The organism is Paenibacillus sp. 7523-1, assembly GCF_002276415.1.
Lineage (GTDB): Bacteria > Bacillota > Bacilli > Paenibacillales > Paenibacillaceae > Paenibacillus > Paenibacillus illinoisensis_A.
Genome location: NZ_NPBR01000008.1, coordinates 174968 through 196142 on the forward strand (window position 1 = coordinate 174968; position 21175 = coordinate 196142).

At 47.0% G+C, this 21175-nt stretch carries 21 protein-coding genes; 8 read left to right on the plus strand and 13 right to left on the minus strand.

Annotated features, from left to right (window positions below; all coding sequences use genetic code 11):
* Positions 1 to 207: 207 nt before the first annotated feature.
* Positions 208 to 1425, plus strand: coding sequence for an S-methyl-5-thioribose kinase (gene mtnK / locus CHH60_RS09775; RefSeq protein WP_095359042.1), 1218 nt, complete (start codon positions 208 to 210; stop codon positions 1423 to 1425).
* Positions 1426 to 1447: 22 nt separating this feature from the next.
* The gene (mtnA, locus tag CHH60_RS09780) at positions 1448 to 2521 is read left to right on the plus strand and encodes an S-methyl-5-thioribose-1-phosphate isomerase (protein WP_095359043.1); all 1074 of its coding nucleotides are present in this window, start codon (positions 1448 to 1450) and stop codon (positions 2519 to 2521) included.
* 158 nt (positions 2522 to 2679) lie between these two features.
* Here the strand turns inward: mtnA and CHH60_RS09785 are convergent, their stop codons facing one another.
* Positions 2680 to 2982 carry a YunC family protein gene (locus CHH60_RS09785; protein ID WP_095359044.1) on the minus strand — a complete coding sequence of 101 codons (303 nt, stop codon included), beginning with the start codon at positions 2980 to 2982 and terminating at the stop codon, positions 2680 to 2682.
* A gap of 336 nt (positions 2983 to 3318) precedes the next feature.
* Here CHH60_RS09785 and CHH60_RS09790 point away from each other — a divergent pair, with 336 nt between their 5' ends.
* A complete protein-coding gene (locus CHH60_RS09790) occupies positions 3319 to 3894 on the plus strand; it encodes a hypothetical protein (protein WP_095359045.1) in 576 nt (191 codons plus the stop codon).
* Between the two features lie 138 nt (positions 3895 to 4032).
* Here the strand turns inward: CHH60_RS09790 and CHH60_RS09795 are convergent, their stop codons facing one another.
* Entirely contained in the window at positions 4033 to 4419 is a 387-nt protein-coding gene (locus CHH60_RS09795; protein WP_095359046.1) for a DUF423 domain-containing protein, read from the minus strand.
* A 280-nt stretch (positions 4420 to 4699) separates the two neighbouring features.
* On the opposite strand from CHH60_RS09795, the gene CHH60_RS09800 reads away from it, so the two are divergent.
* Both CHH60_RS09800 and CHH60_RS09805 read left to right on the plus strand, forming a co-directional pair.
* A complete protein-coding gene (locus CHH60_RS09800; protein WP_095359047.1) occupies positions 4700 to 5134 on the plus strand; it encodes a hypothetical protein in 435 nt (144 codons plus the stop codon).
* 52 nt (positions 5135 to 5186) lie between these two features.
* Positions 5187 to 6035: a DegV family protein gene (locus tag CHH60_RS09805; RefSeq protein ID WP_095359048.1), complete on the plus strand. Its 849-nt coding sequence runs from the start codon at positions 5187 to 5189 to the stop codon at positions 6033 to 6035.
* A 101-nt stretch (positions 6036 to 6136) separates the two neighbouring features.
* Here CHH60_RS09805 and pdaA read toward each other — a convergent pair whose 3' ends face one another.
* Together pdaA and CHH60_RS09815 are read right to left on the minus strand one after the other, a co-directional pair.
* Positions 6137 to 6919, minus strand: a complete 783-nt coding sequence (gene pdaA, locus CHH60_RS09810; protein WP_095359049.1) for a delta-lactam-biosynthetic de-N-acetylase — start codon at positions 6917 to 6919, stop codon at positions 6137 to 6139.
* Positions 6920 to 7039: 120 nt separating this feature from the next.
* Positions 7040 to 7438 carry a hypothetical protein gene (locus tag CHH60_RS09815; RefSeq protein WP_095359050.1) on the minus strand — a complete coding sequence of 133 codons (399 nt, stop codon included), beginning with the start codon at positions 7436 to 7438 and terminating at the stop codon, positions 7040 to 7042.
* Positions 7439 to 7586: 148 nt separating this feature from the next.
* Between CHH60_RS09815 and cysC the strand changes: the two genes are divergently transcribed.
* Positions 7587 to 8222: an adenylyl-sulfate kinase gene (gene cysC, locus CHH60_RS09820; RefSeq protein ID WP_095359051.1), complete on the plus strand. Its 636-nt coding sequence runs from the start codon at positions 7587 to 7589 to the stop codon at positions 8220 to 8222.
* Positions 8223 to 8326: 104 nt separating this feature from the next.
* Here cysC and CHH60_RS09825 read toward each other — a convergent pair whose 3' ends face one another.
* The 9 genes from CHH60_RS09825 to CHH60_RS09860 all read right to left on the minus strand — a co-directional run bounded on the left by CHH60_RS09825 (position 8327) and on the right by CHH60_RS09860 (position 18315).
* On the minus strand, positions 8327 to 10162 hold the full coding sequence (locus CHH60_RS09825) for an ABC transporter ATP-binding protein (RefSeq protein WP_176476028.1): 1836 nt from the start codon (positions 10160 to 10162) through the stop codon (positions 8327 to 8329).
* Positions 10163 to 10168: 6 nt separating this feature from the next.
* Positions 10169 to 11359: a nucleotidyltransferase domain-containing protein gene (locus CHH60_RS09830; protein ID WP_095359053.1), complete on the minus strand. Its 1191-nt coding sequence runs from the start codon at positions 11357 to 11359 to the stop codon at positions 10169 to 10171.
* Positions 11349 to 11831: a lasso peptide biosynthesis B2 protein gene (locus CHH60_RS09835; RefSeq protein WP_095359054.1), complete on the minus strand. Its 483-nt coding sequence runs from the start codon at positions 11829 to 11831 to the stop codon at positions 11349 to 11351. Before CHH60_RS09835 ends, CHH60_RS09830 begins: the two co-directional genes overlap by 11 nt.
* Before the next feature lie 4 nt (positions 11832 to 11835).
* Positions 11836 to 12135, minus strand: coding sequence for a lasso peptide biosynthesis PqqD family chaperone (locus CHH60_RS09840; protein WP_095359055.1), 300 nt, complete (start codon positions 12133 to 12135; stop codon positions 11836 to 11838).
* Entirely contained in the window at positions 12132 to 13076 is a 945-nt protein-coding gene (locus tag CHH60_RS09845) for an HPr kinase/phosphorylase (protein ID WP_095359056.1), read from the minus strand. The genes CHH60_RS09840 and CHH60_RS09845 overlap by 4 nt, the downstream gene beginning before the upstream one ends.
* A 137-nt stretch (positions 13077 to 13213) precedes the next feature.
* Positions 13214 to 13345, minus strand: a complete 132-nt coding sequence (locus tag CHH60_RS29550) for a paeninodin family lasso peptide (RefSeq protein ID WP_110821067.1) — start codon at positions 13343 to 13345, stop codon at positions 13214 to 13216.
* A 55-nt stretch (positions 13346 to 13400) separates the two neighbouring features.
* Positions 13401 to 15338, minus strand: coding sequence for an asparagine synthase-related protein (locus tag CHH60_RS09850; protein ID WP_095359057.1), 1938 nt, complete (start codon positions 15336 to 15338; stop codon positions 13401 to 13403).
* On the minus strand, positions 15335 to 16606 hold the full coding sequence (locus CHH60_RS09855) for a sulfotransferase family protein (RefSeq protein ID WP_441339387.1): 1272 nt from the start codon (positions 16604 to 16606) through the stop codon (positions 15335 to 15337). Before CHH60_RS09855 ends, CHH60_RS09850 begins: the two co-directional genes overlap by 4 nt.
* A gap of 377 nt (positions 16607 to 16983) precedes the next feature.
* On the minus strand, positions 16984 to 18315 hold the full coding sequence (locus CHH60_RS09860; protein WP_095359059.1) for an MFS transporter: 1332 nt from the start codon (positions 18313 to 18315) through the stop codon (positions 16984 to 16986).
* 260 nt (positions 18316 to 18575) lie between these two features.
* Here CHH60_RS09860 and yhbH point away from each other — a divergent pair, with 260 nt between their 5' ends.
* Together yhbH and CHH60_RS09870 are read left to right on the plus strand one after the other, a co-directional pair.
* Entirely contained in the window at positions 18576 to 19742 is a 1167-nt protein-coding gene (yhbH, locus tag CHH60_RS09865) for a sporulation protein YhbH (protein WP_095288248.1), read from the plus strand.
* A complete protein-coding gene (locus CHH60_RS09870; protein ID WP_095359060.1) occupies positions 19739 to 21175 on the plus strand; it encodes a SpoVR family protein in 1437 nt (478 codons plus the stop codon). Before yhbH ends, CHH60_RS09870 begins: the two co-directional genes overlap by 4 nt.

Genomic DNA, 21175 nt, shown 5'->3' on the forward strand with positions numbered 1-21175 from the left:
CCGCTGCATAGCGGCTGGCCTTGTAGGCGGTAATTTGTGAACCGTCCGGCCTATTTGTTTTTACCCTGGCACACTGGCTTCGAAACAAGTCCAATAGGGCTGGCCTTAAAAAAAGGGTACAAAAAACGGGTTAATTCCGATATACTGACTTATACCAAGCAAAGAAGTGGGTTTTCCTGTTTCTTCATATATATGGAGGTGGCATCCTTGTCTCAATATCACCCGTTAACCCCCCAAGAAGCAATCGAACTGGCCAAAACCTTACCGGGTCCATTTACGGCAGATGCAAATCTGGAATGCCGTGAGATCGGAGACGGTAATCTGAATTTGGTTTTCCATATCACGGATCAGAACTCCGATAAAAGTATCATTATCAAACAGGCCCTTCCTTATGCGAAAGTCGTTGGCGAATCTTGGCCTCTGTCCCTGGTTCGTGCCCGGATTGAACGCGAAATTCTCCAGGAAGAGTATCGTCTCTGCCCGGGGATGGTACCAGAAGTGTACCACTATGATGATGATCTCGCGTTGACGGTTATGGAAGATCTCAGTGATCATGTAATTATGCGCAAAGGCCTCATTGAAGGTGTCACATACCCTCTCTTCGCACAGCATATTGGAGAATTCATGGCAAGAACGCTTTTCTTCACATCCGATCTCGGTATGAATCAACAGTTGAAGAAGGAAAAGCAGGGTCGATTCGTGAATCCCGATCAGTGTAAAATCACGGAAGATCTGATCTTTGACGAACCATACCGGATCGCTGAGAAAAACAATTATGAACCTTCCATCGAGGACGAGGCTGAAGCCCTTCGCACAGACGGAGCATTGCATCTGGAAGTGGCCTTGCTTCGGGAAAAATTCCTCACACATGGACAAGCTCTGCTTCATGGTGACCTTCATACGGGAAGTATTTTTGTCACACCAGAATCGACCAAAGTTATTGATCCCGAGTTTGCCTACTATGGTCCGATGGGATTCGACGTGGGTGCTGTACTCGCCAACCTGCTTTTGAACTATGCTTCTCTGCCAGGCTGGATTCAGGATGAAAATGCACTGCGTGACCGCGAAACGCTGTTGCTTGATATGGTTCGTGATGTATGGAATGAATTTGAGACCCGCTTCCGTGCATTATGGGAATCTGATCTCGTTGATCCAATGGCGAAAGCCCCGGGATATCGAGACCTTTATGTACAACAATTGTTCAGAGATTCCATTGGCTTCGCGGGTGCGAAAATGGTACGCCGCATTGTCGGCCTTGCCCACGTGGCAGATATTGATACAATTCAGGATGCTACAGAACGTGAACATGCTCAGCGCAAAGCACTTGCTATTGGTAAAACGTTAATCAAGAACAATCGCCGACTGAATACCATTGGTGAAGTGCTGGACCTTGTGTCCACAGCCATCTCCTCAATTAAAGTTTAAACTTAGGAACGGAGGAACATCCATGACAACCCCTGAACATCAGCCTCTGTCCTCCCTCAATTGGAAACAGGACAAGCTTGAAATGCTTGATCAACGCCTTCTGCCCGAAACCATTCTGATGCTTAAGCTGTACACGCCTGAAGAAGTGTGGGAAGCCATTCACTCCATGAAAGTCCGCGGTGCTCCAGCTATTGGAATCGCTGCTGCATTCGGTGTCGTATTGGGGGCTAAAGCTTACGATGGACTTTTCATTCAAGGCTGGCTTGATCATGTAAAGTCCACTTGTGCCCATCTGGCCACTTCACGCCCAACAGCGGTGAATCTGTTCTGGGCACTCGATCGAATGATGCAAAAGGCAAGTGATCTGGCTGAAGCTGGAACAAGCATTGAAGATAGCAATGCTGCACTCGAAGCAGAAGCTCTCCTGATTCAAAAAGAGGATGAAGAGGTTTGCCGGATGATCGGAGAACATGCCCTTCCACTCTTCGAAGATGGTATGGGTGTGCTTACGCACTGCAACGCTGGTGGACTTGCCACAGCCAAATACGGCACGGCAACCGCGCCAATGTATCTCGCTCAGGAACGTGGCATTCAACTTAAAGTATTTGCAGACGAAACTCGTCCTGTTCTTCAAGGCGCGCGGCTTACCGCATTTGAACTGCAGCAGGCGGGGATCGATGTTACCCTTCTGTGTGACAATATGGCAGGTATGGTGATGTCCAAAGGATGGATACAAGCCGTTATCGTTGGTACAGACCGCGTCGCGGCAAATGGTGATGTGGCGAACAAAATCGGGACATACAGCGTAGCGGTGCTTGCCAAAGCGCATAATATTCCGTTTTATGTAGCCAGCCCGCTGTCCACCATTGACTTGTCCACACCTTCCGGAGATCTCATCCCGATCGAGGAGCGTTCTGCCGAGGAAGTAACCGAAGGCTTTGGCAAACGTACAGCACCGCAAGGGGTGAAAGTATTTAACCCTGCATTTGATGTAACGCCTAATGAGTATGTAACTGCAATCATTACGGAAAAAGGTGTCGTTCGTGCTCCGTTCAAAGAAAACCTAGCAGCCTTGTTTGCCAAAGAAGAAGTATAAAATAGCATCTGACTTAGATGCTGCACATAAAAAAGGGCCCGTAAGGGGGCCCTTTTACTTTTTCTTATAAAACCATTGCAGAACTCAGTCCAGTCGCATCAGCACTGTTCCGAAGCTACCTCAGCTGCTCTCTTCATTTCATCGTACGTTGTCCCGAATCAGATCATCTTCAGCAATGCCTCTACACCTGTCATACCAACCGTTATGCCCATCGCTTCCGCTTCGGTTGTGACGGACTCCATCGGCGCGTGCAGCAGCTGATCCAGTGTTCTCACCCCAACCGCTCGAGCTGCAATAATCTTGCGATCCCCAAGCTTTTCGTTAAGTAATCCGACATCAAGTGCTCCACACATGATATATCCTTTGGATGTGTTGATTGTCAGTAACGTCGTTTTGGGTAACTTCACTTCCACCCCAACCAGCACATGCTCTCCAACTACAATCGGCTCCATGCTCACCATAATCTCACGATCCACCTCCTATTCCCGCAGGTCAGGATAATTGTATGCCCCATTCCGAGTCTCGGTGTGGACACCTGCGGAAAACAAACTAAAAGGCTTAAAAAGGTCACTTTAAATTAAAATTGGATCCTTTGTGATTCATACTAAATTTCTCTCCACATCCCATAAAATTAAAGAGATGCAGGATATGTATCTAGCCCAATAAAAACTGTATCAGCACCGTAGTGCTGCTTGTTATTTTCTGCGTCTCTAGTACTATGATTATTGCCACATTAATGATATAGTGAATTGAAGCGTATTTATCGACTGACATATCTACAAACGGGGCTGGGATGAATGAAGGAAACCTTATCCAACGGAGAAGAAGTTGGCTTTTTATTTAATGTCGACATTCTTATCAAAAGCCGCTCGAATGCCTTGGCGCTACAGTCCCTGTTGGAGCTCATGAACAAAGAGGAACAAATTGCGGACTTTCGCATTCAATCTGGCTTAGAGCTTGGCAAGATTATTGAAGCAACGATCCAGTCCAGGAAAGATTCGATCACCTCCCTTCACCACGAACGGAAAAAATCTCAATTGAGCGGACTGAAAACAGCTCCATCGAATCAATCAACAAATTCATCAAACTCGGCAAAACCACAAGACCAAAAGGAAACGGTTTCTTCTCAGAATGCAGCTGCACCAGAGTCGGCCAATTCTTCTCTGGGAAATTCCTTTGATGAATGGATTGATACCCTCATTAAGGAAAACCGGCTTACACGAATTGTGGTCAACAACAAGAACGGCAAACATCAGAGTATTCCATGCCGCATTTTGAATTTTGATCGGGATAACAGCATTGTAAGTGTCTACCATGTGGATGAAAAACAGGTCTACACCTTCCGTACGAATGAAATTGATGAGTTTTTGTAGATCCATTACGAACGCAAACCAAAAAAGCAGCTTACGTGGAAATTTCACATTATTCCCGTAAGTTGCTTTTTCCATTCTCATGTAAGCTGATTCCTGACTTCTCACGGACAATTGACCAGTTGGGTAGTCACACCCTAGTTAGGAGCGCTCTTTCCCTCGTTGCCACACATCTAAGGCAAATAACAGCCATCCAGCAATAAAAGCAACTCCACCAATAGGTGTAATGGCACCTAAAACTTTGATGCCCGTAATACTAAGTACATACAAGCTGCCGGAGAACACAATAATACCGATAAACAACAGACGCGCTGCCCATTTTAGCTTGGAGGACATCCCAAGTTGACCAGCTGTTAACCCAACAATCAACAGGGCCAGGGCATGAATCATGTGATACTGCACTCCGGTTTCATATACGGCAATCGCATCTGCGCCGATTTTTTCCTTAAGCATATGGGCACCGAACGCACCAATCGCTACAGACAGCATTGTCATCACGGCTCCAACTGTCATCCATACTCGTTGCATTTCACTTCTCTCCCCTTATGTCATGTCACACTAATGTTTATTTTAGCGAATCTCTGAGCTGTTTACCAGTTCAGTGGGATGTTATGAGCTTCCATACATATGGCGTTGAGATGTGGATCGAAAGGTTGGTCTGATGGGCATAAAGTAAAGAGAAACCTTGATTTTTATCGGTAGTTGTGGAAAAGTAAAAGGGTCTGTACTCCTGTAACCATCAGGAGAATCACCATGCTTAAATGAGGTTAATAACAATCAATAACGAGTAGGGAGGGAAATGATATTAATGGAACATCAAAATACGTATGAACAAGCCGGCAGTAATGATCCTTTTACGACCAATCCGGCAGATCCAACAGATCCCGTACTGAACAAAACGAAACATTCAGGTCCGGGTATCGCAAGTTTTGTCATTGGACTGGTAGCCCTCTTGGGTTTTATTTTGACCTTCTTCCTCGCTACCATAGCACTTAGCAGTGCCCTTGGGACGATAACACAGCCTGTGCAGGTTGAGGAAATTGCTTTGCATCCAGCTGTATTGATGGCATCCTTGTTTATCCTGGTTTGCCTTGTTCTAAATCTGGCCGGTCTTATTCTCGGAGTCATCGGTCTTGTGCTTAAAAATCGTAAAAAGGTATTTCCCATTATCGGTACAATCCTTAACGGTATCATGATCCTTACATTTGCAGGACTCATTCTGGCAGGCATTTATATGACGTAAAACAACCAGACCACACCATTTAGCCAAATTCTCGTATCCAAAGGAGATTGACATGTCAAGAATCAAGATTTTTGCAGATAGCACGAGTGATCTGAATCCAAACTGGATTAAGACTCACGATATCGGGATTATTCCGTTGTACGTTGTGTTCGGTGATGAATCGCTGAAGGATGGTGTTGAAATCACACCTGAACAGCTGTATGAGCGCGTAAGTAAAGACGGACGACTGCCCAAAACGGCTGCTCCATCCCCCGCTGATTTCATAAAGGCTTTTCAACCATACATAGAACAAGGGGACGACATCCTGTATATTAGTTTGTCTTCTGAGCTATCATCCACTTATCAAAATGCACTGCTGGCAAGTTCAGAGTTTCCCGAAGGCCGCATCTCTGTTGTGGACTCACTCAATCTTTCCTCCGGAATTGGACTGCTTGTCATGAAGGCAGTGCATGCTGCGCAGAAAGGTCAGAGCCTGAAAGAAATCACTCATTTGGTTGAAGCAGTGAAGCCCAATGTACGGACTGAATTTGTGATTGATACTTTGGAATATCTGCACAAGGGTGGACGCTGTTCAGGCATGCAAAACCTGATCGGAAGCCTTCTCAAGATTCGCCCGGTCATTCGGGTAACAGATGGCAAGATGTCACCAGCCTACAAAGTCCGTGGAAAAAGGGAAAAGGCGCTGGACCAAATGCTGCAAAATACACTCAGCGAAAAGCAGCGGATCGACACAGACCTCATCATTGTTGTACATACCATGGCTGAAGAGGATGCACTTGAGCTGCAGAAATCCCTGCAGGATCAAACTGGTGGACGAGTTGAATTAACTACAGCAGGATGTGTAATCTGCAGCCATTGCGGACCCAAAACAATAGGTATCATCTATAACACGGTTCTGTAAAAAAAGCAATAAACGTTGACGTTGGTTAAACGACGATAACCAGCGCATAAAGGGCATCCTGGCTGTACTCAGCCAAGGATGCCCTTTACATTACTCCTATATTAATAACTTTTTGTTTTCAAGTCATTCAAGCTCTTGAACGCATATCCTTGTTTCCGTGCTTCATCTATGATCGAACCCAGTGCCTCTGTGTTATCTTTGGAGACTGAATGCAGGAGAATAACAGCGCCAGGATGTAATTGTTTGAGCACCTGTTGTCGTGCATAGTCAGCTCCGCGCTGTACATTGACATCCCAGTCCTTGTAAGCCAGTGACCAGAATACATTGATGTACCCCTGAGCATGGCTCTCCGCAAGCGTACGGTTATTGAAAATACCACGCGGCGGACGCAAAAAAGTGGCTTGCTGGCCGGTTAAACGATTCACTTCCGCCTTGACCTGTTCAAGCTCTGTTTTCAGCTTTTCGTTGGATACCCGGGTCATATCCGGATGGCTCCAGGAATGGTTGCCAACAATATGTCCCTCAGCAGCCATGCGCTTTACCAATTCCGGCTGATCCTTCAGATAATGACCAGTGACGAAAAATGCGGCAGGAACTTTCTTATCACGCAGCACATCCAGAATGGCAGGTGTAAATCCATTCTCATATCCGTTATCAAACGTGAGATACAATTCTTTTTGTTTGGTATCCCCCAAAAAGATCGCTTCATTGTTTTCCAGGATCGACTTAAAACCCTCCTGGTCAATAGAGGGCAGCTGCCCGTTTTGGCTTCTCTTGAAGCCAAAGTGATATGCTCCGGTAACGGGCGATGCTTCGGTGTGCACCGGAAAAATGCTGAACGCCGATAAGGCAGTCAACAGCATATATAAAACCAGTCGCTTCATTTTCAACCGCTCCTGTTCCTGAATAATGGGTTGTCGCTTCCTATCACGAGCCCCTACAGGTAATATGCCACCGGAACAGCGAATGTATGTACCTTTTCCATGACACTTGCCATGACCGCATTAGAATCGTTTGTTGCTTTGTTCGGGTTGATGCAGCAACTCAATTAATGTTTGCGGCTTACCGCTGGAGGACAACCATTCCCTGACCGTTTCGATCGCCTTCGTTTGCCCGTCACCACGATCACGCCAGGTCAGCAGTTCGATCACCTTAATAATAAGTGCCGACATGCTGTCGTAGTCCATCTCTGAACGATCTGCCCGCATCTTATGATATAACGCCTCTTGCTCCCAATCGAGCAATATTTCTTCACCAATCGTGGGTTTCATTAAGGTGTAAGCCCTATTACACCCGGAGCATCGTACGGTACTTACCTGTTGTGCAGCAAAACTCACAAGAATGTCATGCTCACAGTCCGCACATTGAAAGCTAACCTGTATTTTCTGTATTTTTTCGTTCATATTGCTCTTCCTCCTGCTATGGGTGTACTACTTCTATACCCGAAAATGATGAAGTTCACGCTAAACCTCAGATCATTAAAGATCGTGCTATATTCTTGTAAATATGTTAAAATATATTACATATCATGAGTTGGAGAGGCGGATTTCCATGTCGAAGGAAGAGCGCAATATTACTTGGCAGCAATCGAGTTTAAGCAGGCATGCACGGGAATTACATAACGGCCATCGCAGCCGTGCGTTGTGGTTTACCGGATTATCCGGTGCTGGTAAATCCTCACTTGCATTTGCCTTGGAACAACATCTGCATGGCCGAGGCGTTCGCTGTTATGTACTTGATGGAGACAATGTGCGTCATGGGCTCAATCGCGATCTTGGTTTTACATCGGAAGATCGACAAGAGAATTTACGCCGTATTGGTGAAGTGGCCAAATTGATGGTGGACGCCGGATTACTCGTTCTTTCAGCCTTTATTTCTCCTCATGCACAGGATCGGGAAATGGTCAGACAATTATTTGAGCCTGAAGATTTTATTGAAATTTATGTGCAGTGTTCCATCGAAGAATGTGAAAGGCGCGATCCAAAAGGGTTGTACAAAAAAGCTCGCAGCGGGAATATCCCCCATTTTACAGGAATCTCAGCACCTTATGATGTTCCAGAGGATCCTTCACTGATTATTGATACGGAACAACTGTCCTTGGACGAAGCCATTCACAAGATTGTGCAGTACCTGGAATTAACAGGAGCACTTCAGCTTCCTCTCGCTCCTACTACCAGTCAGATTTAATCCGCATACGTATGGATTCAGGTTATGGACCCATTATAGACAAAAGGCACAGTGACGACCCTGTGCCTTTTTGGAGTGTGCGTGAGTATGATTTTATCCATCGATTACTGGCCTACAACACCGGCCTGCATATTCAACAACTTGCTGAAGGTTCCCACAGGGTCAGTGGATAATTGTTGGTACCCTCCCTGCTGAATTACTCGGCCGTCCTCCAGTACAATCACCCGATCCGCTGTGCGAATCGTGGACAAACGATGGGCAATTACGATTATGGTAACATGTCCTTTGAGTCGTTCAAGTGCCCCATGAATGTGCTGCTCGTTCTCACTGTCCAGCGCACTTGTGGCTTCATCCAAAATGAGTACAGACGGATTGCGCAGCATCGCTCTTGCCAGGACAAGACGCTGGCGTTCCCCTCCGGATAACCGAATCCCACGATCTCCAATCATCGTATCCAATCCGTGAGGAAGTTTGCGGACAAATGCTGCTGAGGAGGAAAACTGCAAGGCTTGCCACATCTGTTCCTCACTTGCGTTAGGGTCAACCAGTCGCAGGTTCTCACGAATGCTTGTATGGAACAGAAATGGATCCTGGGACACATATCCAATAGAACTTCTCCACGCCAATAACTGCTCCTCAGACAGTGGAACACCATCGATGAGAATTTGCCCACTTTCTGGACGGACCAGCCCCATAATGAGATCAATCAAGGTACTCTTTCCAGCACCTGATTTACCCACAATGGCTGTCATCCCTTTCGCAGGAATGGATGCACTAACATTTTCGAGCGAATAAGCTGAACTGCCCTCATAACGGTAATTAACATTTATACATTCGATGGATCGCATAAGTTCAAGCGGCTGAATCGGATGAATTTCTTTTTCGATATTCCGGTTTGAAGCTCTTGTATCTGTGGTAGAACTACTAATTTCACGACTTAAATTGGTTTCAGCCTGCAGCTTTCTGACGAGCTGAAAGGCGGGCAGCATGGAGCTAATATACTCCAGATTGGACTGAATGGATGTAAACCTAGGCCATAGCCTGGAGAAAATGAGAATGATCAGCAGTAAACTCGCCGGAGGTACAGCAAGAACACGCAGTGACAGGTAGATGAAGGCAGCAATAATAACAGCAGAGGATACGCGGTGAATGAGCTGTGTTCCACTGTTCAACTGGCTGAATTGAATGACATTTCGCTCGATGCGTTTACATATTTTTTCAAACCATCCGATATGCGACTCCTCAAGCATGTTGCTCTTGATATCCTTGATACCGTTAAAATGCTCTGTAATACCATTATAATAGTGCTGGGATAGCTCGGATGTCTGATCACCGATTTGCTTGGCCCGCTGCACGAACTTCTTGAGCACGAAGAACAACAGAAGTCCAAAGACGAGTACAATCGCAGTTAACTTCGCAGATAGCCAAAAAGCGAGCCCAATCTGAATAGCTGTAAAAATCAAGGACGCAGCCATTTGCAGGATCAGATTCGTGCCTTGACTGACTCGTGCAAGTTCTGTCGTTAATATATGGTTGAAATCGGATTTTCGTTTTTGGAGAAAAAAGGACCATTTGGCCATAATAATGGCCCGGTACGTTTCCTGTCGCAAAGTTCTTATAAATTGCTGTTGAATTCGGGTATTTCGAATCGTCTGCATACGTTGAAGCCAGGCCTGTCCGGAGAGGATAACCACGAAAATGCTCAATATCAACACTAATTGACTGTTCTCGGAAAGACGACCTAACCATTCGGACAGCCAAGATAACTGTAAACCGGTTGTACCCATCTCAAATATACCGATCAAACTTAACATCGGGACTAGCATATAGATGCCAATTCCCTCCATCAAACTAATGCAGATCATGCCTAGTAAGTTCCAATAGAGAATGGGTCCTGTTACATCACGAAGCTTGCGCATATAAAATCGAAGTTCTGAAATCATTCGTTACCCCCTTTCCGTCATCGCGTTCCTTTTCATTCGCCGCCAGAACCAGAGGAAAGGACGTAACGGAAAATACAGAAAGTGCAAAGAGCGCGGAAGCGGCATTTGTTCCACATCCCAGGTACTTGGATATAATCGTTCAATGAAGAAAAACATTTTCTGCCTGGTACTTCTCAGTGCAAACAGATAGGAGCGGTAACTACGTAAATTTGCCGGCGTGTCCAGCATATCATTCATAAATAACACACCATGTTTAGCCAGCCGTTCTCCTGCTCGTTCTTGAGAGGACATTAAGCTGCGATAATCAGCATCCAGTGGTGTGTTCATCAGCACGGATACAAGGCGAAGCGCTTGGGCACCAATAACGAGCCGCCCTTCAGCTTTCAGGCGTCTGGTTAACAGGTTTACATCTACAGGCATGCTGCGAATCATCTGATCGATGTCCATTAGCCAGCGCAGTCTGAACCAGCCATGTCGGGCGCCGTGAGTTACCAGATATGCCCATAAGTCTTCTCTTTCCAGCATGCGGATCGGGGTTTGCGTGTACGTACTGAACCGACTGCGCTGCCACAGCAACTCAAAGTCCGTTTCTTTTCCGGAATCCGGATTAAGCCGCCAGTGAATTTCCACTTGAGTCTTCTTAATAGGATGCTTGTAACAGATATGATGCTCGCGCCATTTCCAGCTCTGCACGGTTGGGCGCCGTTTTCCTTCCTTAGATACATAACCGAGCGTTTCCAAAATCTGTTCCGCAGACTCCACATCATCAAAAGGAATGAGAATGTCCAAATCCTTGGATGTTCTTAAGGATACATCTCCGTACAGATCGTGGGCGAGTGCCGGTCCTTTTAACGTAATACTCCGAATTCCCTGTTCGTTGAAAGCTCCGCAGACCTGTTCCATCGCCGCGGTCAGATGAAGCATGCGAAACGTATTCGCCGTATATTCCTGCCTTAAACTCTCTACAACAGACGCAGGAATGAAGGGAGATTCTAATGTTTTGAGTTTCATATATAGGACCGAGTACAATCTGTGATGATAGACAAGTCGTAAAAAGAGCTTCCAGTCTATTCCTTCGGTTATAGCTTTGACTGCTTCCGGAGCAAGTCCGTCCAGCTCATCTTTCATGATTGTCAAAATGAGCTTGAGCTCCTGTGGAAACCCTTTTGTATAGTCATCAAATTCAGGATTCATAGACAATTTCTCCAGTTCCCTTCTCCGGACAACGCTTGCCAAACACGCCGACAACCGTATATTGGTCCATAGTATCTGCCCCGGTTACGATAATTTTTCCACTTCGCAGCCAGGCATGAGCCATCATTTGTCCTTGCTTACTGCGCGCAGTTCCCATGTACAGCGTACTCTCTATTTTGCGGCGTTCCAGCATCTTCATTGCAGCGATCGCCATGACTAGACAGCGGCTTTCCCATAATGTGTACTTGCTCGCCAGCAAAATGGCTTTGGAAACATGTCTAATCGCTATAATCTGATTTCGATTCAATCCGTTCATCGAGGTTTCATATTGTGCTGTGCCGAGCCCAGGGGCGATTTTGGCAAAAGGTCTGGCTTTGAGGATTCGTGCCCACCCCAAATGAATGTAAGCCTCCCATACCATTAGCCTGACTTCACGGGGCAATGAACGATAAGCTTTGATTTTGCGCAGCATCGTCTTAATCCTCGTGAACAACGTCGATTAGTCCCTCACGGGACATGTGCTCAAGAAACGGAATGACTTGCGCATGACAGGTATCTACATCAATCTCGTATTCGGTAGCAAGAACATCAACCAAGTCGGCGATTGTCCGTTCCTGTGACAGCAGTTCCCAGATGCGCCCGCCAGTACTGCCTAGATTGTAGTATTTTCCACTTTGGATACTCATCATGACCTTTTCTCCGCCCATATCACTGACAAGATTGCCTTCCTTCTGCTTCACACGATCTTTCCAATCGAATTGTTTTGTACTTTTCATTGTTCTGTGTGCACTCCTTTGCGTACATGATCTGTGATCCGTTCAACCATCTCAAATGCAGTAAAATCAGAACCTGACCTCGTCAATCTACAAATTTCTATGCTCGCTGATAATCTGGAAACAGTCTCGAACAGCCACTGTGCAAGGCCTTGTCTTGCGACAAGAGTACTTCGGAAGGTATGTGTACACAGCAGATGAAGTCTTTCCAGTCCGTGAACCTGCGTCAATTGAATGGGCTTCCTTACGTCATCCGGTTTGGGATTCAGCTCGAAAATGCCGGCGAGCGGGACAGCTCTCTCATGAAAATAATGTTTAACCGGTATCGCATACTTCGTTATCTCGGCATGCACGGTGGCATAATTCTCTTCTTTCATGCCAAACCCATCCAGGCTGGGCTGCCACAGCTTCTGCTGCGGATACCCTGGAGATACAATAGCTCTTCCTCCGGCATCCCAGGTTAGTGCAACGACGTCATCGGTCAGAAGCGGATACCCGCGTGAAGCCAGAGCTGCCGATAAAGTGGATTTCCCAGCACCTGAATGACCCACAAATGCATAAGCCCAGCCATCAATAACCACAGCACTTCCGTGTAGTGGCAGAATGCCCCGCTGCATCATGATGACAGCCATGCAAGTACCGAGAATAAACAATCGGACTTTTTTTTCATCAGCGTTCTGCTTAGGGTTAACGATAATTCTGCGTCCTTGCTCAATCAGAAAGATGCCTGTGTCTTCAATTCGAAAAAAAAGGCTGCCGTCACGAGATACGAAATTTTCATTCCCCAGATTCCACGCTTCCCAAAGCGCGGTTAAATCGGCAGACTGGATATGTACGTCAATATCACCAGCATCCTGACTACTGTTCTGCACGATCTGGAGTTCTGGCATTTGAAATTGGCTTAGCCAACGCAATCCATATGCTTCATACTGCACAGGCAACAATGAATGACTCCTCCTTAGCAATGCTGAATGTAAAAAAGCCCTTATATTCATAGGAATCAAATATAAGGGCGGAGGCGAAAAGATGATGTTGTCTTTCCGCCCTTTAAGTATGATAGCTCTTCATAAAACTTAATAACTTAGGAAGTTGGATCGTAGAGGTCAGCATCGTGATCGGAGATCCAGTCGATTTGTCTGAATCCAGTTCCAGCCATAGTTTGGTTTACTTCCAACACTTCCAGTGCAGGTGCTTGCCATTCTTTCTTTTCCATTGTTGTCACCTCCTTTCAAGAGTCTACAATGCTGCCTAGTATGTAAATCTATCGTTCAAAATTTGCGGATGAAGCGATATACGATCAGGCTGTGCATCATCAAACGCATATCAGGGTGAGAAGCAAGTTCAGGCCGCGGCTGCGGAATGTTTTTAAGCGCCAATTGTATCCGGTCGGTGTTTAATATGCCGGCTACACGACTATCAGAACAAAGCGTCTGCACTTCTGAGGTAAAAGCACCCCAATCAGGGATCATCCGGTGCAGCCAATCCGCGGGCTGTATGCCGCGAACACGTTGATTGAGTCTCACCATATCAGGCAATTCAGGTGAAGTTGCACGCCGGATCAGGGAGCGATCTGTTCCCTTGCTGACATACTGTTCGATGGGCACCGACAGGCAAAACTGTATGACACGGGCATCACTGGTGGGGTCACGCTCCCATGCCCGGTAACGCAAGGAACATTTGGTAGCTACTGCTCCATTCTTGTTTGCTATGGCCAGATTGTTGAATTTCTCGGCTCTTACTTTCAGCGCATCTGCTCTAGCGCCTCCCTGAAGCATAACCAGTGATCCGAGTCTCTCCAGCACCCCGGTTCTGCTCGCAAATTCCGGATGTATAAGTTGGCTCGTCGCGACATTGGCTGCCCCCTTCGAGGCAGTATGGAAACGTTCCGGGTAGGCTTTTTGTGCGGTAATACGAGCAATCTTGGAAAATTTCATGCCTGTTCGCTGGGAATATTGCCTCATCTCCTGCAGCAAGCGGATCCATCGGCCGCGTTTCATGAGACTGGCGTAATAGTCCAGTGCAGGTCCCCAGGAAATGGTGAAATTCCCCCTGGCTCCTGTAAGGAGAACACCTGCATCCTGCTGGCTTGCCTTTTCGTAAAACCCTCGGATCCAGAATGAATTTTCGAAATACTTATAAGGCATTTCCATCATGTCCAGCCAGGTATCGATCTCACTAAAAGGACTTCTGCCCTCGAAATCAAGATAGTTCTCCGATATATTCCCGATATGATCCACTGTGGAGCGAATGAAAGGTCGTTCATCAGCGAGCAGCGTTTTGGAAGTATAATCCGTAAAATCAGACACTGGCACGTAACTGTACGCATTCAGCCTCTTCCCCTGACTGCGCAGGGAGCCAGAAGCAAAGCCAACAACAGCACCGGAATCCAGTCCACCGCTTAATGCAGCTGCTACCTGCCGATGGGTTCGTAAGCGGGCACTGACCGCCTGAGTGAACACATCACGAAATGCTTCAACGTATTCCCCATCGGATTTGAGAAGCAGCGGCTCTACTTCGTCCCAGCGATGATACTGCTTCAGTTCCACTTGGAGAGTGGCTGCTCGGAAGACCAGGGTATGAGCAGGGGGTAACTGGTTCACTCCACAATAAGCCGTCATGTGAATATCTGCCGAGCCATGCATTTCCGGGATGGCCAGAAATTCGGATAACCAGGTCTCATTCAAATCCTTGGTTACCCCTTCCAGATCAAGCAAAGGGCCAATCAGTGTGCAAAATGAGAAACGTTTGCCGTCATGCCGATAATACAACGTTCTCATGCCGGTGATATCCCTCGCTGCAAACAATGTCCGCTTGCGGACATCCCAGATTGCAAAAGCAAAGTCCCCAATCAGCTTGCTGGCTGCCTGTTCACCCCATTGCTGATAGGCTCGCAAGATCAGTTCACTGTCCGAGAGGACGGACAACTGGCTTCTGGAGATGAATAACTGATCAGCGAGCTGCTCCCGGTTATCCAAAATAGCATCCGCGGTTATCGTGAGACCACTGACCTCATCAACCAAAGGCAGCTTCTCATGGACTGACTCGGGTGTGATCCACTGAGCATGACAACTCAGGAATGCCTGGTTCCCTTTCCAAACCCCGGTTGTATCCGCCGGAATATGTCCCAGGCTCGCGTACAGGCGCCAGCTATCTTCCCAAAACGCTTCCTGACCATCGGTATGAACAATTCCCGCTATGGCACTCATGACTTTCCTCCCCGAAGTAGCTTGCGCTGGGATGCCCACGCACTGATTTGGTTACCAAATGGAATCCAGGATTTAATTCGCTGAAGCTTGCTATGAGCAGAAGCCAGCTGCTTCTTCAATCGTTCCTGCTCACTGTATCCTCGCTCCAAGCGGTTATCTGCTGCACGAAGTGCTGCTTCCAATTGTCTGATTGTGGCAAGCGCAGCTAAGGTTGGATCTGTATCGGACTCCGTACGGTGGGCTGCTCTGTGTATCTCATCTCTCGTCGTACTTATGGATGGGGATCCCTTTATGCTGTAATGTGGTTGCCATCTGCAACCCGTTGCTTCCGTAAACTGATGGCCAAGTCGTTCAATGACTTCCTGATCCGGGGCTGCTTCATAACGGACTCCTGTCCATTGTTCCGCCTCTTGCAGCTGCTCAGAGTAACCCATACGATGGAACACGTCTGCCCCCAGAACACGGCAATAGGTTTCGACTTCAGAAGTATTCAATATACTTTTCCAGTTGTTAACAGAATTTTTGTGTGCTTCTTGATGCGTGGACAAGAACGGGTCCCCGACCCCCATACTGTAGAACATGCTGGATTTCGAACTGTCTACATGAAGGCCATATTGCTCCATGCCCTCTTCATAACCAACGCCGAGAAACTCACACAACTTTTCGACTTCTTCTTTAGGCTTGGAGACCAGCTGTTCATAACGGAGCTCATATGCATTTGCATGCTTTACTGCGAAATAATCATTTAAGCGAAGCAAGCCGAGTGTAAGATCAACGGCTTTCATATTCAGATGTGGGCTTGTTAAACTGCTGACCAGATCAAACCCTTCTCCTTGGTTACGATTAACTTTCTTGTAGGAAGCAGCGATGGAGAGTGGATTACGCTGAAGGTGGATACGCTTGGACTCTGGAAAAAGTCGATCCAGCCATTCGAGCATATAATAATAACGCGGAGATTTATCGACAACGAAATCTGCTGCATTCCCCTGCAGAAATCCGTTATATATTTCAAGGGCAAAACTCCTGCATGCCTTTTCATATACATCATCTGAGACCATGGAACTATAAAATTGATGAATAATGGGGCTTCCTCCGTAAGGACGAGCATCCGCTTTCGACAGATCCACCAGATTCATCAGAAACCACATTTCCTGTGTTGCAAACATGCGGCTGTGGTTCTGCAGCATGACGGTGGATAGTGAGCTTCCACTACGAGGGACACAGAGTAAAAAGACAAGTCCGTTACCTTGAACATCTACCACCGGCATCCCCTCCTCTGTCCGAATATAATGAGCATGCAGTTGGTCATCGAATTCTCATCCTTTTTTCTGAAGAAACAGAAGATGTACAATTCCAATTCTATGATGTTTCGACATCTTTCAGATACGTTGTGTATTCATAGTTTTACTCTATGATACAAAATGTATCATGTCAATCTTTTATTTTCACTTTTTCATAATTTCCTTTTCCGTTCACTCTTTTCCCTCCACCAACAACTCAGCACTCCATACTTATTCCACTCTCCCTACGAAATATGACTGTGCACAAACATGAAAAAACTCCGAATCTGTTTCTGATAAACAGTTCCGGAGCAGCTATTTTTTTATTATCTCTTTTCAAAAAAAGGGTTGTGTTCTATTATCCACTATGCCTTAGCATTCACTCCAGAAGAAGGGGCAATGGATTCCAAAATACGGCTGTCTTCCCGATCTGCCTCAAGTGCGTCGTTCATGCCTTGCTTCACTTTAACTGTCATTAGAACGGCCATACCTGCAAGGAAGAAAAAGAGGAGGGAAAGAATGCCCCACCTGCTTGAACCCGTAATCTGGCCCACCCAGCCAAAAACAAACGGGCCGAAAATGGATGAAAATTTGCCGGTGATGTTAACAAAGCCAAAATACTCCCCTGTTCTGCCTGAAGGCATCAGGTTGCTAAATAATGAACGGGCAGTCGATTGACTGACACCTTGCACTACGCCAACGAGCCCGGCAAGCAAGTAGAAATGGATAGCTTCTGTCATGAAATATCCGAGGATGACAATACACACGTAGATGGACAGACTCAACATCAATATCTGCTTCGCCCCCCAACGCTGTGCCCATGCGCCAAGCAGCAAGGTGCATGGGAAACCGATAAATTGGGTGAGCAGCAGCGCAAGCATCAGATCGGCTGTCCCGATGCCAATACTCGTCCCATAGATCGTCGCCATTAGAATGATCGTATTGATCCCGTCATTAAAAAACCAAAAAGCCACCAGCATTCGAATCAGCTGGGGAAAACGAAGCATTTGGCGAAAGGTTTGGCGCATTCTGCGTATGCCCACCTCTGCGTATCCCTTCCACGATTCAGGCATATCCGGTGCCGCAGGACGGCGGGGAGCATGACGGAACAGCGGGATGGAGAATAACAGCCACCAGAGCGCTACGGAAATAAAGGCAAGTCGGGTACCTGCCAGTGTACTTCCCATCCCGAACCAACCAGGCTGCTGGATCATGAGCATGTTGACAGCCAGCAGTAATCCACCGCCAATGTAACCATACGCATACCCTTTGGATGAGATCATATCCCTGCGTTCCGCAGAAACGAGATCAGGCAGCATAGCATCATAGAAAGTATTCCCGCCAGCAAATCCAATGGTCGAGATCACAAGCAAGGCGGAGGCCAGCAACCAGTCCCCTTCCCCAACCGTGCTGAAGCCCAGTGTTGCAATCATTCCCGTGATAGCAAAGACGCGCAGAAAATCCCCTTTACGGCCAGACAGATCCGACAACGCTCCCAGCAGCGGGGTTAACAAGGCCACACATAACATCCCTACCGAGTGCGTATAGGCCAGGTAAGATGCGGCTGTGCCTTCATCCAGTGTTGCCGCAGCTACCGAAGCATAGAAAACCGGAAGAACGGCGGCCAGTACTGTGGTCGCGTATGCAGAATTGGCCCAGTCGTACATAATCCAAGCTTTAACGGCCCGTTTATCCAAGTAGAATCCTTCCTTTTCATGCATTCCTGAGAGAATGCCAATTCAACGCCTGTCCCTATTTTAAAGGAAGTTTGTCATACTTGTTCATCGTTTCTGTAAAAAGTTCGAGCTGCATCAGGCATTTTGAGCGGTGATCGAGATTGCAATCACGTAAATTGTATCATTTTATCTCCTCTCGCATCACATATCGTCCCCGCCGGTGAATATACTTAATTACCGACAGGCCAAACTGTGCCGCGTAATTAATGGGGGGTGCCTACATGTCAAATTCACACCAGCCTTACTCGTTCGTCGTATCCCGGGAAGATTGGTCGCTTCACCGCAAAGGGTACCAGGACCAGCAGCGCCATCAGCAAAAGGTTAAGGATGTCATTAAGCAAAATCTGCCTGATCTGATTACGGAAGAAAACATTATCATGTCCGATGGACAACAAATCATCAAGGTACCGATCCGCAGTCTGGATGAGTACCGTTTTGTGTATAACTACCAAAAGCAAAAACACGTCGGTCAAGGCGACGGTGACAGTCAGGTCGGGGATGTCATCGGTCGTGATCCTGCCTCCCAAAAACCGGGCAAAGGCGAAAAAGCCGGAGATCAGCCTGGTCATGATATCGTAGAAGCCGAAGTCAGCATTGAAGAACTGGAAGATATGCTGTTCTCTGAACTTGAGCTTCCGGATCTGAAGCAGAAAGACAAGGATCAGATTGAAACACATACCGTGGTATTCAATGATATCCGCAAAAAAGGCATGCAGTCCAACATTGACAAGAAACGAACCATTCTTGAAAACCTCCGGCGCAATGCCACAACCGGAAATCCAGGTATTCATCATATCAGTCCGGATGATCTGCGTTACAAGACATGGGAAGACAAAATTATTCCGCAGTCCAACGCCGTCATTATCGCCATGATGGATACTTCCGGGTCCATGGGTTCTTTTGAAAAGTACTGCGCTCGCAGCTTCTTCTTCTGGATGACCCGTTTTCTGCGCCGCCAATACGAGAAGGTTGAAATTGTGTTCCTGGCTCACCATACGGAAGCCAAAGAAGTGACGGAAGAGGAATTTTTCACACGCGGCGAGAGCGGAGGAACGATCTGCTCCTCTGTATATATGAAGGCTCTTGATATCATCGATCGGCGTTACCCTCCTTCCAGCTACAACATCTATCCGTTTCATTTCTCAGATGGGGATAATCTTACCTCGGATAACGAACGCTGCGTGAAACTGATTGGTGAGCTAATGAAGCGCAGCAACATGTTTGGATATGGAGAGGTCAATCAATATAACCGCAGCAGTACATTAATGTCGGCTTATCGACATATTAAGATGGATCAGTTTATGTACTATGTGATCAAAGAAAAAGGCGAAGTGTACAAAGCTTTGCGCAGCTTTTTCCAGAAACGGGAAGGAGGCAGCGTAAGATGACAGATGAAATCCGCGACCTTGAATACGCCATTGCCGAGATTATGGAAATTGCCGATGGATTCGGCCTGGATTATTATCCGATGCGTTATGAGATCTGCCCGGCAGACATCATATATACCTTCGGAGCCTACGGGATGCCAACCCGGTTCAGTCACTGGAGCTTTGGGAAAACCTTTCACAAGATGAAAATGCAGTATGATTTTGGCCTCAGTAAAATTTATGAGCTCGTCATTAACTCCAACCCTTGCTATGCCTTCCTGCTGGATGGCAATTCCCTGATTCAGAACAAGTTGATTGTGGCCCACGTGCTCGCGCACTGTGACTTCTTCAAAAACAATGCCCGTTTCTCCAAATCGAACCGCAATATGGTCGAAAGCATGGCCGCTACGGCGGACCGGATCAGCAACTACGAAATGGAGTACGGAACCGAAGCTGTTGAGTCATTTATCGATGCCGTTATCGCCATTCAAGAACATGTAGACCCTCAACTCATCAAACCACGTCATTTGGACAAACAACGTTATATGGAGATGAAAATGCGGGAGCAGCGTGGTGTGAAGACCCCACGTCCAGAAGGACGATATGACGACTTATGGTCGCTTGACGATATGCAGAAAGAGGAAGCTCCACCCGAAGGAATACAGGTTCACCACTTCCCTCCCGAGCCAGAAAAGGACATCATGTGGTTTATTCAGGAGTTCTCGGAAGTGCTGACAGATTGGCAGCGGGATATTATGAGTATGATGCGTGAAGAGATGCTCTACTTCTGGCCTCAGATGGAAACCAAGATCATGAACGAAGGCTGGGCTTCCTACTGGCATCAACGCATTATACGCGAGCTCGACCTGAGCAGTGAAGACACGATCGAATTTGCCAAATTGAATTCTTCCGTGGTGCAGCCGTCCAAACAAAGTTTGAATCCATACTACTTGGGGCTTAAAATTTTTGAAGATATTGAACACCGCTGGGATCATCCGTCCAAGGAAGAACAGGAGCGCTTTGGCCGCAAACCCGGTCAGGGCCGTGCCAAAATGTTTGAGGTTCGCGAATTCGATTCTGACACCTCTTTCATCCGAAATTACATGACGAAGCAGCTGACTGAAGATCTGGATCTCTATGTATTCGAGAAAAAAGGCCCAGACTGGAAAATCACCGACAAGTCCTGGGAAAACATACGTGATCAACTTGTATTCTCTCGTATTAACGGAGGCTCTCCGTATCTGGTCGTTCAGGACGCCGATTACCTGCGAACAGGTGAACTTGTGCTGAAGCACCAGTATGAAGGCATTGAGCTGGACCTGAAGTATATGGAGCGCACCCTCCCTTACCTGTACCGGCTCTGGGGGCGAACGGTGCATGTCGAGACACGCGTCGAGGATAAACCGATTTGGTTTACGTATGACGGCAAGAAGCACCATCGCAAATTTATGTAA